Source organism: Comamonas resistens (genome assembly GCF_030064165.1).
Lineage (GTDB): Bacteria > Pseudomonadota > Gammaproteobacteria > Burkholderiales > Burkholderiaceae_C > Comamonas > Comamonas resistens.
Window position 1 is genome coordinate 3,434,660 of record NZ_CP125947.1, and the last position, 15,362, is coordinate 3,450,021.

Consider the following 15,362-nt stretch of genomic DNA (forward strand, 5'->3'; position numbering starts at 1 on the left):
AAGAAGAAGCGACGCAGCGCACGGTCTAGTCATCGACATAGTCGTCATCCTCCTCGTCCCATCCATCGTCCTGGCCTTCACCGTCCGCCAGCGCTGACTTCGGTTGGTAATCATTGCGGCAACGGTACAGGCCCTTGGTTTCATCCACTTCAGCGCGCCACAACAGCTGCTGCAGGTCGTTCAAGCGGTGCGGGCTAATCCACTCGCCCAGCGAATAGATCGACTCCACAAAGCGCAGCGGCGTCGCCATGTCCCGCGCATTGGCCACCGTGCCTGCGTCATGGCTGACGGATAGCGCCGCATAGCCCACGGGAATCGGCACCGTCCAGCCACTGCCTTTGGCTCGCAGCGGGTCGCCCCAGCGCACCTTGCCATCCAGAGCTGGTTTGCCATCAGGGTCTGGCAACGCCTCGTGGTTAAAGCGCGAGGCGTGCAGCCATGCATCCAGCAAGCTGGCTTGCCCATCTTTTTTGCGCAGATGCGCCAGACGATCCGCCAGCAAATCGTCGCGCCCCACCAAGGCAAAGCCCGGCAGCCATTGACGACGCCATTGACGAAAGGCCTGAACGCGCTGATCGGGGTCTTCTGGCAGCAAGGCCATCCAAGGCCGCACTTTTTTGCCGGGGACTGGGCGAGACGGCAGCAAGCTACCGCCGGCCACACGCATTTGGGCCGCAATCTCGCCCACCTGCGCGGCCCAATCGGCCATGCGGTCTTCACCACCTTGCACCACCACACTGGCCGCACCAGAAGGTAATTTTTCTGCCACCGCAAAGATCAGCGACACCTGCAAATGCATGCGCCCCTCTTCCACAATCGCGGCGGTGCTGCCGTCCTTGTCCACGGGGTTGCGCGTCAGGTTAAAGGTGCGCACATAGCCCTGAGTGACCTGCTCCTGGTGGTGATGGCATACCACGCCGACGCTCAGCAGCTGCAGCGGAATCTGTGCTTGCGCCAGCTTGCGCTGCAGCGCCCACATCAGCCCTGTGAAGGCAGTGATGGATGGGAAACCATGCGTGAGCGGGCTAGAGATTGCATTGGCGTTTTGCACGCGCAAATGCGGTAATACCAAAATAGCTTGGGGTTGAAGCTTGCTCATGCAGACTCTCCCCGTTCTGCCACCAACTCCGCATGTGTTTTGCGGATGGGGATGTAGTGCGGCGCATCCAGCTTGTCGCGCAGCTCTCGCAATTGCTGCTTGAAACCATCTTCATCGGTCAGCAGCTCTTTGCGCCATTGGCGTGCTTCCACATCGCCGACGGGGAGCTGGTTCTTGAGTTGCTTGTTGAGCCAGCGCGCAAAGGATTTTCCGATTTCCGCAGGCCAATCCATATACATCCAGTCATGGGCAAACTGCACTTCTTCTTTCAACTCGGCACGCAAAGGGTCCAGCCAAAGCTGCTCCATATAGTCCAAGTCTTTGAAGCGTTCATCGTCCTTGCTCCAGCCGGCTTGTGCCAGTTGCTGCAACTCACCTGCAAATGCCACCAGCTCATCCAGCAGTGCATCGGTAAAAGCTTCACGGCGCTGGCGTGTTGCCAAATTAGGCTCGGGCTCTGATGCCAGAAATTTGCGCAAAGCACGTAGCGTGCGACGCACCTCTGGCCGCGCGATAAACAGACGATCAAACACAGAGACCGCATGCACAGGCATGCGCACAGCACTGGGCGTCCACGCCGGAGGCAGTGAAGCCAGCAGATAGTTCACCCCGCCACGCTCACTATTGAGCTGCGAGATATTCTGTGGCTTTGTGCCACCCATTTTTTGCGCAGCCAGACCGGGGTAGTCATGAAACACACCGCCATGTGGTTTGCGTTCACGGCGCGCAATGCGGGCGGCTTTGTTGGCATCGCCAAAGCGGTGCTCTTGAATCTCGCCATGCACTGCATGGGCCAGCGATGTGGCGTACAGCGGCGCAAATAGCTCGTACTGCGCATCGTCGGCCGCGTCATCCCCCGTCAACCAGTACAGCTGCTTGGCGCGGCCGTGGCTGCTGGGACCACCCGTACGCGCTGCCGTCAATGACACAAAGGCATCACGCAGCGCTTTGGCCTGTGCCGGGTCATCGTGCAAGGCTTGCAATGCAGCGGCATCTTCCGCCAACAAAGCAGCCAGCAGGCTCTGCCCTGCTACTTGCAACTTGAGGAACTTGTAAACATCCAGCGCTGCGGCATTGCCCACCACATCGCCCGCAAAGTCAGCGCCCAGTGCATGGCTGCCCAGCTCTGCCAAGGCAGGCAATTGCGCAGGCTCTACATACAAATTGGTGCCACGCGCATCAGGGTGAATGGGCTTGAGCGAATGGGTGACAGCCTGGATTTGCTGCACGCGCCTGGCTGCATCTTCGAGCCAGACATCTCGCACAAAAGAAGCGATGACTTCATCTCGTTGGGGATCGTCAGGTTTGAGCTTATCGAGCTTGGTTTGCAATCGTTCTTGCAAGAACCGCTCAATTTCCGCCCGCCAACCTGCCTTGCCACCTGTTACAGGGGCATTGGACATAGGGATACACCTTTTGAAAATTTAAAAGATAGAATCCCTCCGTTTCACACAGAAACAGAGGGATTACTGGTTGCTAAGGTGAACCACCCCTTATGCTCTTCTGAGCATTTGGCTAATTGACATAGCACCCCCTTTCTCCTGCTTGCCTCGACAGCAATGTGTTTAACTAAGCCTCGATACAGCACCACCTGTATCGAGGCTTTATCTTAAGACAATTTTTTAAACCAATCAACTTCTTTTTGTATTTTCTTAAAAATAAGATCATCCTGGCTGCTCTCCATAAGTGCTATCGTTAGCACTCCTGTCGACAAGACAGCTTAGAAAAATCACCTTCTATTTGGTGGTGTCTCTTATCTCTGCTGAACAAGCAGCTCAGGCTTTCTTCGCAAAGCCCAACGCCGCATGCCACCACCACCCGCGCTGACTATCCGGCAGGCTGGCGGTGGCATAACGCTTGGCACAGTCTTGTAGCGGCAGGCCCTGCGCTTCGGCCAACTGGCGTAACGCTTCGAGCAAATCCATTTGTACCCACGGCTGCACGCTGTGCTGCAGACTAGACGGCAGCGAGGCATCGGGCACGGTGTGGCGCATGGATTCATCAATACAGACATAGAGCTGCTCGTCGCGGCGGTCGCCATCGACCACGCGGTGCAGCAACAGTGTTTCTTCGTCCTCATCCGGCAACAGCACCACATCCACGCGCTGCATCGGGTCGTCACGAAACCGCTGGTACTGGGGCAACACACCTGTCAACCTTAGGCTTTGGGGCAACGCTTTATCAGCCTCATACCAAGCCAGACAAGCATCGCGTTTGACGGCCGTGGTCGTTGCGCTGTCGGCTTCGCGCGGCAGCATGGTGTCGCGCATGCGGGCATGCTCTAAATCCACCCAGTTACGGCTGGGGCTGAGCTTGCCCTTTGCGGGATCAATGCGTTCAATGCGTGGGCGCGCATCAATCGGCCATTGCGGCTGCGCCCACTCCTTGAGTTGGCGCGACAGCAACTCTTGCAGACTGTGCGATTTAAAGTGGAAATGCTTTGCGGCATCGCTGCTTGTCTGCGGCAATTGCTCCATCTCAAAACCGGGCTTGCAATAGGCCGCGCGGCCGGGACGCTCCAGCGCACGCAAATTGCTGTCTAGCACTTCGACATTGACGGCTTTGACCTCTGCCGTGCGATGCCGTCGCACACGGCCTGCCAACTGAATCAGCGAACGCATGGACGAAGGTTCGACCACGGCCCAGTCATAGTCATGGTCTCTGCCAACTTCTGTAACCGGAGAACCCAGCACGATAAAGAGCTGGTCTTGCTCAGGATGCGCATCAATCAAAGCCCGAATACCAGGGCGCTGAAACACCGGGTCTGGCCCCTCATCCGCGCCACGGCGGTTGAGTACGGTGTCGAGCTGCTGCTCGATCACCGAACGCGCCAGCAGCGGGAACTGCGAGTGGTACACGCACAGATGTACGCGCACACCCGGTGCAGGCGCGCCCTGCGCAAACATGGCCTGGGCCACATCAAACAGTGGCGCGATATTGGCCATGCGGATCAGGCCAAAGCTCACGCGTTTTCCGCTGGCAGGGTCTGCGCTATGGTTTTGAGACTGCTGATGCAAGCCCCATGAGCGCTGCAGCATGAATTGCGCCAAAGCCTGGCGGCGCTCAGCCTCACCCATACCCACGACATGCCACTCCTTGGGCAGTTCCACAATCTGCGCCAGCCGCCTTGGCGCTGCTTTGCTCAGCTGCGCCATGCGCTTTTGCACAAACGCTTGGTGCGCATCGGCAAACTGGCTGGCTTGGGCACAGTCTGCAGCGGACTGGTTGAACTCATCCACCCACAGGCAGCAGACATTGACCGGCTCATCGGGCCGCTCGCTGCGATGCTTTTGAAACACGGCACGCCCGGCGCGGTAGGCGCGAAACAGGCCATCGACCAAGGCCGGAGGCAAGGTGGCCGATGACAGCAGCACACGGCTACCCAGCAAGCCCGCCCAATGCACCAGGCGAGTGAGCGCTGGTAGATCTGCCATATCAAAGTCATCAGGCTCATCCAGCACCAGATCACCGGTGAGCAAACGCAGCATGGGTGCAATCTGGCGACCACCGCGCAGGCTTTCGGTTGCGGGCGTCAGGTGGTCTACGGTACACACCAGCAACGGCGCGGCAATCAGGCTGCGCACCCGGGCGTCGTCGGTCAGCCGTTCCAGCAACGGATGGCGGTCATTGCCTTCAAACAGTACTTGGCCGCCTTCGTCCAGCAAGGCCTGGCTGGAGGCAGAGCCCGTCGCCTCTGCCTGCTGTTCCCAATATTCAAACAAGGCGCGGCTGGCGGTACCGCCCACCTTGATGGCCAACTGCTCGTCATTTAACCCCAGGTCATGCTGAAAGCTGCGCCCCATCTGCAAGGTCAGCGTGCGCAGGCCAATCGCAAAAGCGCAGCGCATGCCCAAAGCAGGATCGGCCAGAGCATTCATGATGCGTGCATTGCCCAAGGTTTTGCCGCAGCCAGTGGACGCCATATTGACGATGAATGCGCCCTGGCTGGCCGCGCGCTGGCGTACGCTGGCCGCCAGATCCGCCGCTTTGTCCTGCCACTGAAAGCGCGCATTGCTGTTGCGTTTTTTCAGGCCCTTGTGGTTTTGCAAGGCCGGGAGACTGCGCGCCAATGTAGGCAGCGAATGCGTGATCAGGCTGGCATGGGCTTGCACGCCCAGCAGGTGCTCATCCAGGGTTTGATTAAAAAACGGCGGCTTTCGCCCGTCCTTCAAGCGCTGTGCGCTACTGCTTTTGAGGGTGTTGGCATACAGCGGGTATCTGTCATTGCGGTAGAGCTTGCGCCGCGCATCGTCCTCGATGCTGGAATAGTGGTGGTCGGCCAGCATCAAACACATGCGGCTGATGTGCATGGCAAACGGGTCGTGCGAGGCTGGCATCTGCTGGTAGTGCGGGGCCAGTTCGAGCAATTTGCGGGCATAGCGGGCGGCCTGCTTGCGCCAGGAAGCCTGGCTGACGGGCAGACCATGAGGAAACTGCCAGTACGATCTTTTATGTGTATCACTCGCAGCTTCGCGTGGTTCATTCCAGTCGGCATTGATGCGTGCCAGCAAGCCGTGGAGCAAATGCACAGAGACATCTGAGGGGCGCGAGCCAAAGCGCTTGAAGACTTGCCGCCCCTCTTCTGAATCGTCGTCCGACATCATGGAGTCCTGCCGATTGGGCAGACAAGGCAAACGGTGATGGGTCAGCACCAGCCAGGACACTGCTTGTGCCAAAGGCGGTAAGCAGGCAAAGGGGTTGGCCGCGTCTTTTTGCTCCGCTGTCCAGCCTGTGTCACTCCAGCCATCGCACAGCAACCGTCCGCCCGCATGATCGAGCCACAGCGCTTCAAACGCCTTGCTGTCACTGTCCGCATCAGCACAGTCTGCTAGACGCTGCAACCAGTCGGCATCGTCGCCCTGCCCCGCAAAGGCCTGGAACAGCCGTACCGACACCCATTCATGCCGGTAGTGGTTGCGTTCGCGCAAGCCGGGGTTCTTCAACCGCTCCTGAAACGCCTGCGTGGCTTTGCCCAAGTCGTGCAGCAAGGCGGCAAGTGCCGATAGCGCGGTGATCAGAGGCAGGTGGTGCCATGTGTTTTCATCTTCGCTGCGCAGCACATTGCGGGTCGTCGTGTTGGTGGGTACTGCCCCTTCGGCGTTGAACTGGCGGCCATCGCCCACTACCCACAGCAGCTCGCTGTGGTCGCGGCCGCGAATCCAGTGGCAGGCCACGGCGGTGTTCTTGCGAGCGCTCTGGCGCAGCAGTTTGCGCACCGTGTCCAGCCCGGCCTGGGTGATGGGTGTCTGCCAGGTGCGCTCGCCCCGTCGCTCGGCAAACTGATCGAGGATGCGGCGAGTTTCGGTCAGGGCGCGCTTGCTGCATTGGGAGACGAACAGCACATTCATGCTTGCCCATCCTTGCGCGCACTGGTTTGCCGCGCCATGCGCGCCGTGTCGGTCGCAATGGCTTTGAGGCTGTCGATGATGAAGTCCAGCGACTCACTGCGCGTAAGCGTCTCGATGCAGTTGCGCCTAAAAGCCTGCTCATCGTCGCCACGCATAGCCGACAGAAATGCCTGCGGCAGGATGGCTGCATCCTTGACCAGATCGGCAGCATCAAACACCAGCCCGCCGCGTCGGGTCTTGCCATGCAGTACAGCCAGGCCATGTGGCAGACCCAGCACCCAGGTGGCCGTGGCGCCCAAGCCATAGCCTAGGTAATTGCCGTGGTCGAGAAAGCGGTTGGCGGAATCGGTGCCCGAGCCACGTTTGGCACGCGTGAAATCGCCGTAGCCTGTGGCATCCACCGCCAGCTTGAACAGCGCCTTGGTCAAGCGTGCTTCGTCGGTCAGCAAAGCTGTGACATCGGGCGCCTGGGCCACCAAGGCTTTGAACTGCGTGACCAACGCCTGCAATCGAGCCGTATCCACCACGAAGCCCGCTTCGCGCAGCGCACGGGAATTCCATTCTTTGTGCAACCTATCCAGGCGCAGGCTTTGCAGCTGCTTGGCTGCCTCCAGCCTGAGTTCATCATCAAACCAGAACTGCACCCAAGCTTGCAGATATTCGGTGGGGCGGTATTCACTTTGCGGGGTGAGCCAAGCAACCTCCACATCCACTTCATTGGCACTGAACAAGGGCGTGCCACCGCCACCGCAAAAGCCCACCAACACACCCGCCTTGGCCAGCTCGCGCATGGCCGCTTGAGTGATGGAAGTGCCCGTTCCCAACAAGATGCTGGTGGTATTGGCGATGGGGATATTCCAGTACAGGCTGCGTTTGCCGGCATCGGTCACATATTCGACGCGGCCGCCATTGACAAGAACACGGCAGTGCTCTAAGTAATAAATATTGGCCCGCGCGGAATGGAGAATCGTTTTCAGATCTTGGCTTTTGATGTCTTGCAAGGTGCCTCCCATGCTTGCTTGTAGCAAGACAATGCAAACACAGCAAGCACTAGCGTCAAGAGTGCCTAGCCTTGCTCAGCCCTCATAGCCTTGTGAAATACCAGAGTTGCTACGATTGGGCGCTAGCAAATGGTTTGCAATTGCAGGCCTGCCCTTGAAAGAATCAGAAAATGAAAATTGCCACCTGGAACGTGAACTCCCTGTCTGTCCGCTTGCCGCAAGTACTGGACTGGCTGGCAGCCAATCCCGTCGATGCTCTGGGCCTGCAGGAGCTCAAGCTGACTGATGACAAGTTCCCGCACATGGCATTCGAAGAAGCTGGCTACACGGCCATCAGCCATGGGCAAAAAACCTATAACGGCGTTGCGTGGATTACCCGCAGCCCAGCACGTGATGTGGTGCGCAACATCCCCGGCCTGGAAGACGAGCAGGCCCGCATCATCGCCAGCACCATCGATTCTCCCTCTGGGGCAATCCGTCTGATCAACGGCTACTTCGTCAATGGTCAGGAGCCGGGGTCTGAAAAATTTGCCTACAAGATGCGCTGGCTGCAGGCACTGCACAACTGGGTGCAGCAAGAACTGGCTCAGCATCCGCGCCTGGTGCTGGTGGGCGACTTCAACGTAGCCCCCGAAGACAGGGATTCCTACGATCCAGTGGGTCTCAAGGACACGATTCACCACACGGTGCAGGAGCGCGAGCATTTCCAGGGCTTGCTGCAACTGGGCCTGACAGATGCGTTCCGCATGTTCGAACAGCCTGAGAAGAGCTTTTCCTGGTGGGATTACCGCATGCTGGGTTTCCAGAAGAATCGCGGTCTTCGCATCGATCACATCCTGGTCAGCGACGCGCTCAAGGGCAAGGTCAGCGCGTGCGTCGTTGATCGGCTGCCACGCAAGAACAAGCAGCCCAGCGATCACGCGCCCGTGGTTGTGACCTTGGACTGAGGTTTCAAATCAGGCTTGTCCACGGCTGAGCCACTGCACGGCCTCCAGTTGGCCTCTCAGCACCAGCATATGGTGGCTCAGCAGCTTTCGAGCGTGCGCCGGGAGCATCTCCTGGCACATCGACTCCACCGCATCCAGCCATGTCTGCAGCTTGGCCAGCACGTCCTGAATGCTGTCTGCAGCCATGAGCCCTGAATCGCGCCAAACCTGCCGTGAGCGCTCCAGCACATACGGCACAGCCTTGCCAGATACAAGCGGCAGCGGCTCCACCTCCACGGGCAAAGCCTCCAGCTCTGACAGCAGCTTGGCAGAAACGGCTGCAAAACGCTTGAGCGCCTCGGCATGCATGCCCTGTGCACCGCTGGCCAGATAGCTCACACTGCTTTGTCTGAACTGGCGCGCCGCCTCCTGGGTCCGCACCAGCTTTTTGCCAGCGACAACACTCATAACATCTGGCGACTGCGGCCTCATACCGCGTTCCCAGGCTGCTTTTGCCGCCAATCTGACCTGACTCCAATTCAGCAGACTACTTCCGTTGATCGCGGTCCAGCGGAGGTTCAACTCTCTGTCCATCGCATCGAAATCGACGCAGCTTCCTTCAGGGGATTGAGCCAACTGCCATCCCAGTTGATAGGCTGGACAGTACTGGTCGAAACTGCGGCCCGCCACAAAATAAGGCTCGAAGCGGTACTGACGATGCCAGAAATTCGTTTCCGAATCAGGCATTTGCGCCAAGGCCACGGGAGCAGATGTGGCACCCAGCTGCCCAGCAACCAGGCCACGGTGAAATAGAGAACGAAATGGAGCGGTGAAGAACACGAGAGACAACTGCAATCAAGGGATGTGATTGCAAATTATTGTCGTCAGCAGTTCTTCACCCAGTCAGAAACGGGTGGTATTGGTGTAGGAAACATTGACACCTTACGAGGTGTAATGGCTGACTTTCCGTCACTCAAACTCCTCGTTATCCAGTCCCAGTTCCTGCAGCTTTCGTGTGATGGTATTTCTGCCAATACCCAGCCGGTTCGCAGCCTCCACCCTGCGCCCGTGAGTCGCCGTCAGCGCAGTACGTAGCAGCTGCGCTTCGAATTTCTGCGTCAGCTGGTCCCAGACATTGTTGTGGCCCTGTGCCAGCAGATCCTGCGCCTGCTTGCCAAGCCCGCTGAGCCACCCTTCCATTGAACCTTCAGCTTCAGCTTCCACTGCCTCCACATTCTCATCCCGATAAGCGGGGGCCTCGGCCACACGACTTGCGCCATGTGCTGCTTGCACTTCGGTGGCTATCGCTGGCCCCGCCCCTGTTGCACCCAGCACCTCGGGCGGCAGGTCCTTGAGCGCAATCTGCTGGGCTGGAGCCATCACTGTCAACCAGTGGCAGATGTTTTCCAGCTGACGCACATTGCCGGGGAAGTTGAAAGACTGCAGACGATGCATGGCCGTGCTGCTCATGCGCTTGGGCTCGACACCCAGCTGCCTGGCGCTTTGCTGCAGAAAATGCTGCGTGAGCATGGGCACATCTTCCCGGCGTTCGCGCAGTGCGGGCAGTCGCAAACGAATCACGTTGAGACGGTGAAACAAGTCCTCGCGGAAGACGCCATCCTTGACACGCTGCTCCAGATCCTGGTGTGTGGCGGCAATCACGCGCACATGCGCCTTGACGGCCTGGTGCCCGCCGACACGGTAGAAATGCCCGTCGGAGAGCACACGCAACAAACGTGTCTGCAGCTCAAACGGCATATCGCCAATCTCGTCGAGAAACAGCGTTCCGCCTTCGGCCTGCTCAAACCGTCCCCGCCGCTGAGTCTGGGCTCCGGTAAATGCTCCGCGCTCATGGCCAAAGAGTTCCGACTCCAGCAAATCCTTGGGAATTGCCGCAGTATTGATAGCTACAAACGGCCCACCAGCAACGGGGGAATGCTTGTGAAGCGCATGAGCCACCAATTCCTTGCCGGCACCGGATTCGCCGGTGATCAGCACCGTGACCTGGCTCTGACTCAGTCGTCCGATGGCGCGAAACACATCCTGCATGGCAGGCGCCTGGCCCAGCATTTCGGCCTGTACGGGAGTCTGTACATCGGCCACTTCTTCACGCTGGCTTTCCTCCACGGCACGCCGGATCAACTCGACGGCCTTGGGCACATCAAAAGGTTTGGGCAGGTATTCAAACGCCCCGCGCTGGAAAGCTGAAACAGCGCTGTCCAGATCGGAATATGCCGTCATGATGATCATGGGCAAGCCGGGCTGCTGCGCCCTCACCTGCTCCAGCAGCTCCAGACCCGAGCCGCCCGGCATGCGGATATCGCTGACCAGCACTTGCGGCCCCTGACGCTCGGGATCTGAGGCATCGACATCGGCCAGGGCCTTGAGCACGTCTCGCGCCTGGGTGAAGCTGCGTATGGGCCAGCCTTCGCGCCCCAGCGCCTTTTCCAGGACAAAGCGAATGGAAGGGTCGTCGTCCACAATCCAGATTGGCTTCATTGCTGCTGCATCCTTCCCTTCTTTGTCTGGTGAGTGATTTCAGGCGGCTTACGGCAGGGGAATCAGAATACGAAAATCTGTCCTGCCCGGCTGGCTGTCGCACTCAATCAGCCCATGGTGACGCTGCACAAAGGTCTGCGCCAGCGTCAACCCCAAGCCAGAGCCCCCATCTCTGCCAGACACCAGGGGATAGAAAATTCTCTCCTTGATGGCATCGGGCACGCCTGAACCGTTGTCAATGACATGCAATTCCAATGCCAGTCTGTAGCGTTGCCGCCCCAGAGTGACCTGGCGTGCCACACGCGTGCGCAAAATGATCTCGGCATCGCCCTGGGCAATCCGCAGGCTCAGCGCCTGGGCCGCGTTTTGCACGATGTTGAGCAGCGCCTGGATCAGCTGTACACCGTCACCCCGGAATTCAGGGATGGAGATGTCATAGTCGCGCGTGATTTTCAGACCCTGCGGATACTCGATCAGCACCAGGGAACGTACACGCTCGCAGACCTCGTGAATATTCACATCCCCCACATCGTGTGGGTGCCGGTGGGGAGCCAGCAAGCGATCCACCAGTACCTGAAGCCGGTCTGCCTCGTGAACAATGACGGTGGTGTATTCACGCAACTCCGGAGTAGCCAGATCCATTTGCAATAGCTGCGCCGCACCGCGAATGCCGCCGAGCGGATTCTTGATCTCATGGGCCAGATTGCGTATCAGTTCCTTGTTGGCCTCGGCCTGCTCGCGAATGCGCTCTTCGCGATCCTGACGGGCCTGCTGCTCCAGAGGCCACATCTCCACCATTACATGGCCTTGTTGCTCGACCAGGGACACAGTGACATGCACGGGTAAAAGATCCTGCCCGAGGCGCAGCAAAGCGGCTTCAAAGCGCAAGGCCGCAAAGTCGTTGGAGCGCGCACCGCTCAGCGCCTTGTCCAGCAGCGCAGGCTCGGAAAAGCAGGTTGCGAATTCTGTCGCCTCCATGGTGCGGCGCGACTGCCCCAGCGCATTCTCCAGCGCAGCATTGACAAAGCGCACCACGCCCTGGGAATCCAGGACGGCAATCAGCGTACAAAGCCAATCGAGCGACTGATAGCTGAGCGCGCAATCCTGGTCAGCGGTATTGCCAGGCTCTCCATGGGAGAGGGCTGCAGATGCATTCATGTCAAGAAAACCCGTGAAGCAGCCCTCGGGCTGCATTAATTGGCAGGCAAGCGATCCAGTTCGCGCCGGATACCCGCTACATCGCTTTCCTGGCGGGCAATATCGGCCTTGAGCTTTTCGACCCGCTCAGGATAGCCTTGAGGGTTGCGCAGCTCCAAAGCCGTGCGCACGGGATTGCCGTCGTTGTATTCGGCTCTGAGCGAGTTGAGTCTGGCCTGCGCCTTGTTCAGCTCCGACTGCAAGATGGCGCGCGCGTCGGAATCTCGTGCTTTTTGTGCAGCGTTGTCACTGCGTACGGGCGCCGCACTGGTCGATGCGGCTGTCGCCGGCTTTGGCACCTTTGGTGCAGGTGCTGCACTGCTGCTGCCACCACCCGCAGGACGGGTGCCATGAATCACCGTCACACCGCTGCCATCCACAGGTTTGCAGCCCTTTGCCTTGGCCTGTGAAACATTGTTGGTGTACTCATTCCCGCAGCGGTAGATCACATCCTGCGACCATGCCGCCGTGACCATGGTCATCAGCAGTGGCAACACAAAAAACTTCTTCATTGGCTCCTCTCAGGCAAGACAGCAACGGCTGGGCTGCAATGCAGCGAGTATCGCTCCAAGCGCGTTGCACTGTAGTCATTTCTTGGTATCTCGACTGCCTGAATGGTTCCTGGGCTTTCTTAGGTCAAGAGCCGGAGCAATAAAAAAGGCGGCCAAGCCGCCTTTTTTGGGGTTCGCCTTACAGCGAGAAGTACATGTCGTACTCGACAGGATGCACCGACTGGCGATAGCGGGTCACTTCGCCCATCTTCAGCTCGATGTAGGCATCCAGCATGCTGTCGGAGAACACACCGCCCTTGGTCAGGAAGGCACGGTCGGCGTCCAGGGCTTCCAGAGCCTGATCCAGGCTGTGGCAGACCGTGGGCACCAGCTTGTCTTCCTCGGGAGGCAGGTGGTAGAGATCCTTGGTCGCAGCTTCGCCGGGATGGATCTTGTTTTCCACACCGTCCAGACCGGCCATCAGCAGGGCTGCAAAGCCCAGGTAGGGGTTCATCAGTGGATCGGGGAAGCGAGCCTCCACGCGACGAGCCTTGGGGTTGCTCACGTAAGGAATACGGATGGAAGCGGAGCGGTTCTTGGCCGAGTAAGCCAGCTTCACAGGGGCTTCGAAGCCGGGCACCAGGCGCTTGTAGCTATTGGTGCCAGGGTTGGTGATGGCATTCAGGGCACGAGCGTGCTTGATGATGCCGCCGATGTAGTACAGGGCGAAGTCGGACAGACCGGCATAGCCGTCACCAGCGAACAGGTTCTTGCCATCCTTCCACACGGACTGGTGCACATGCATGCCGGAGCCGTTGTCGCCAGCGTAGGGCTTGGGCATGAAAGTAGCCGTCTTGCCGTAGGTGTTGGCCACGTTCCAGATGATGTACTTTTGCAGCTGAGTCCAGTCGGCACGCTCGACCAGAGTCGAGAAGCGTGTACCGATTTCGTTCTGGCCTGCACCCGCCACTTCATGGTGGAACACTTCGACAGGAATGCCCACGGCCTCCAGCAGCAGCGACATTTCTGCACGCATGTCCTGGGTGCTGTCAACGGGTGGCACGGGGAAGTAGCCGCCCTTGTTGCGAGGACGGTGACCACGGTTACCGGTCTCGAACTTGGTGCCAGTGTTCCAGGGAGCTTCGTATTCTTCGATTTCGAAGAAAGGGTTGTGAGGCTCGGTGCCCCAGCGCACGCCGTCGAAGATAAAGAATTCGGGTTCGGGTCCGAAGTAAGCGGTATCGCCCAGGCCGGAAGCCTTCAGGTAGGCTTCAGCGCGCTTGGCAATGGAGCGGGGGTCGCGGTCATAGGCCTTGCCATCACCGGGTTCGATCACATCGCACTGCAGAATCAGAGTGGTCTCTTCGAAGAAGGGATCGATATTGGCAGTGTTGGGGTCGGGAACCAGCTGCATGTCCGAGGCTTCGATACCCTTCCAGCCCGCCACGGAAGAACCGTCAAAAGCATGGCCCGAGGTGAACTTGTCTTCGTCGAAATGCGACACGGGCACGGTCACGTGCTGCTCCTTGCCGCGGGTATCGGTAAAGCGCAGGTCAACGAACTTGACCTCGTTGTCCTGCACCATCTGCATCACGTCTGCAACGGTCTTCGCCATTAGATCTCTCCTGCCAACTTTGGCTGATCAAAAAAGGATGAAAATTACTAAGCAGTTTGCGTGCCAACTTGGGGCTGACTGGTAACCCAGAGCATTGCCGCCACGAAGTCCGGCAGCGGATAAGCATATCCGCTGGTGACATAAGCCGTTGGCACAGGAATTTTTGGCATGCCTGATGGCTCCAAAGCGGTGCACATTGTCTCACCGCCAGAGCCTTCCATTGAAATGCACTTTTTTGGTGAATTTATTTGCACCAATTTAGTGCAAATAAGGAGAGCCGTCAGTTTTGGTGCACTGCATCACAAGGAAGGCGCGTTCTGTGCGGCCACACCGGGGGCAAATGGCACTTGTGGAGAGGGCTCTGCCGGGCCTTCCTGCTCACGCAGCCGCACCAATGCCCCCAGGCAGAAGTGAGCAAACCACAACGCCGAGAACGCAAACACCAGCGCATAAATCCAGATGGCAATGGGAATCAAAATCCAGAATGCGGCCAGGAACACCAGACCCGAGACCCAGACGATGCCGGGAGCCATGCCCAGATAACCGCATAGCACGCCCATCAAAATCAGCGACATGCGGTGGCGCACAAAGAGATTGCGACGCTCCTCCTTGCTCGCATGCTCGGCCAAAGCATCAAACGCCATGACACGGTAGGTCAGCCAGCCCCAGATCAGCGGCGTGACTACCAGCATCAGAGGCGGAAAAACCCAAAGCGGCAAGGTCACGATCAGGGCCAGCAGCGCAATCACGGTAGAGCCTCCCGACCAGATCAGACTGGCCATGACGGAGCCGCCGTGCTTCTTCTGCAGTTGGGGAAAGCGATTTTGTGCCACCAGGCCGGTCAAGACCGGGGCCATGAACAGCCCCACCAGCAGCAGCACCAGAACGACCAGCATGGGAGTTGCCCCCAGCACCACCAGAATGGAAGCCACCACTTCGGAGGCATAGCCCACTCCATTGGCCTGAAACCAGACCCAGACCTTGTGCAGCCAGCCCACACCATCGAGCAGGCCTTGCACCTTGAGCACGGCATCTGCCCAGAAGAAATACCCCAGCGCCCAGGACAGCAGCCCCATCAGGAGCAAGGGAAACAGGGACCACGCAATCACCCGCTTATGCAGGCAATACGCCAATGCACGCCAGAAAGAGTCGAGTAGCAAGCTCATGCTGGCAAGCATACTCAATG

At 58.8% G+C, this 15,362-nt stretch carries 11 protein-coding genes; 1 reads left to right on the plus strand and 10 read right to left on the minus strand.

Going from position 1 to position 15,362, the window contains the following annotated elements; all coding sequences use genetic code 11:
- Window positions 1–25 precede the first annotated feature (25 nt).
- The 4 genes from csy2 to cas1f form a co-directional block, all read right to left on the minus strand.
- Window positions 26–1,099: a type I-F CRISPR-associated protein Csy2 gene (gene csy2 / locus QMY55_RS16010; protein WP_283485159.1), complete on the minus strand. Its 1,074-nt coding sequence runs from the start codon at window positions 1,097–1,099 to the stop codon at window positions 26–28.
- On the minus strand, window positions 1,096–2,442 hold the full coding sequence (gene csy1 / locus QMY55_RS16015; protein WP_328517824.1) for a type I-F CRISPR-associated protein Csy1: 1,347 nt from the start codon (window positions 2,440–2,442) through the stop codon (window positions 1,096–1,098). Before csy1 ends, csy2 begins: the two co-directional genes overlap by 4 nt.
- Window positions 2,443–2,874: 432 nt before the next feature.
- Window positions 2,875–6,447 carry a type I-F CRISPR-associated helicase Cas3f gene (cas3f, locus tag QMY55_RS16020; RefSeq protein WP_283485161.1) on the minus strand — a complete coding sequence of 1,191 codons (3,573 nt, stop codon included), beginning with the start codon at window positions 6,445–6,447 and terminating at the stop codon, window positions 2,875–2,877.
- A complete protein-coding gene (cas1f, locus tag QMY55_RS16025) occupies window positions 6,444–7,448 on the minus strand; it encodes a type I-F CRISPR-associated endonuclease Cas1f (RefSeq protein ID WP_283485162.1) in 1,005 nt (334 codons plus the stop codon). The genes cas3f and cas1f overlap by 4 nt, the downstream gene beginning before the upstream one ends.
- A gap of 170 nt (window positions 7,449–7,618) precedes the next feature.
- On the opposite strand from cas1f, the gene xth reads away from it, so the two are divergent.
- Entirely contained in the window at window positions 7,619–8,395 is a 777-nt protein-coding gene (gene xth, locus QMY55_RS16030; protein WP_283485163.1) for an exodeoxyribonuclease III, read from the plus strand.
- 9 nt (window positions 8,396–8,404) lie between these two features.
- Here the strand turns inward: xth and QMY55_RS16035 are convergent, their stop codons facing one another.
- The 6 genes from QMY55_RS16035 to QMY55_RS16060 form a co-directional block, all read right to left on the minus strand.
- Window positions 8,405–9,214, minus strand: coding sequence for a DUF1308 domain-containing protein (locus tag QMY55_RS16035; RefSeq protein WP_283485164.1), 810 nt, complete (start codon window positions 9,212–9,214; stop codon window positions 8,405–8,407).
- A 129-nt stretch (window positions 9,215–9,343) separates the two neighbouring features.
- Entirely contained in the window at window positions 9,344–10,873 is a 1,530-nt protein-coding gene (ntrC, locus tag QMY55_RS16040; RefSeq protein WP_283485165.1) for a nitrogen regulation protein NR(I), read from the minus strand.
- A gap of 48 nt (window positions 10,874–10,921) precedes the next feature.
- Window positions 10,922–12,031 carry a nitrogen regulation protein NR(II) gene (gene glnL / locus QMY55_RS16045; RefSeq protein WP_283485166.1) on the minus strand — a complete coding sequence of 370 codons (1,110 nt, stop codon included), beginning with the start codon at window positions 12,029–12,031 and terminating at the stop codon, window positions 10,922–10,924.
- Window positions 12,032–12,066: 35 nt separating this feature from the next.
- A complete protein-coding gene (locus QMY55_RS16050) occupies window positions 12,067–12,582 on the minus strand; it encodes a hypothetical protein (RefSeq protein WP_283485167.1) in 516 nt (171 codons plus the stop codon).
- A gap of 178 nt (window positions 12,583–12,760) precedes the next feature.
- Window positions 12,761–14,176 (minus strand): type I glutamate--ammonia ligase, encoded by a 1,416-nt coding sequence (gene glnA, locus QMY55_RS16055; protein ID WP_283485168.1) that lies wholly within the window; start codon window positions 14,174–14,176, stop codon window positions 12,761–12,763.
- A gap of 299 nt (window positions 14,177–14,475) precedes the next feature.
- On the minus strand, window positions 14,476–15,354 hold the full coding sequence (locus tag QMY55_RS16060) for an EI24 domain-containing protein (RefSeq protein WP_283485169.1): 879 nt from the start codon (window positions 15,352–15,354) through the stop codon (window positions 14,476–14,478).
- Window positions 15,355–15,362 lie beyond the last annotated feature (8 nt).

Excerpts from the sequence above, each read along its gene's own strand:
- QMY55_RS16060 (WP_283485169.1), bottom strand. The coding sequence starts at position 15,354 with ATGCTTGCCAGCATGAGCTTGCTACTCGACTCTTTCTGGCGTGCATTG.
- QMY55_RS16050 (WP_283485167.1), bottom strand. The coding sequence starts at position 12,582 with ATGAAGAAGTTTTTTGTGTTGCCACTGCTGATGACCATGGTCACGGCG.
- glnA (WP_283485168.1), bottom strand. The coding sequence starts at position 14,176 with ATGGCGAAGACCGTTGCAGACGTGATGCAGATGGTGCAGGACAACGAG.
- cas3f (WP_283485161.1), bottom strand. The coding sequence starts at position 6,447 with ATGAATGTGCTGTTCGTCTCCCAATGCAGCAAGCGCGCCCTGACCGAA.
- ntrC (WP_283485165.1), bottom strand. The coding sequence starts at position 10,873 with ATGAAGCCAATCTGGATTGTGGACGACGACCCTTCCATTCGCTTTGTC.
- glnL (WP_283485166.1), bottom strand. The coding sequence starts at position 12,031 with ATGAATGCATCTGCAGCCCTCTCCCATGGAGAGCCTGGCAATACCGCT.
- xth (WP_283485163.1), top strand. The coding sequence starts at position 7,619 with ATGAAAATTGCCACCTGGAACGTGAACTCCCTGTCTGTCCGCTTGCCG.
- csy2 (WP_283485159.1), bottom strand. The coding sequence starts at position 1,099 with ATGAGCAAGCTTCAACCCCAAGCTATTTTGGTATTACCGCATTTGCGC.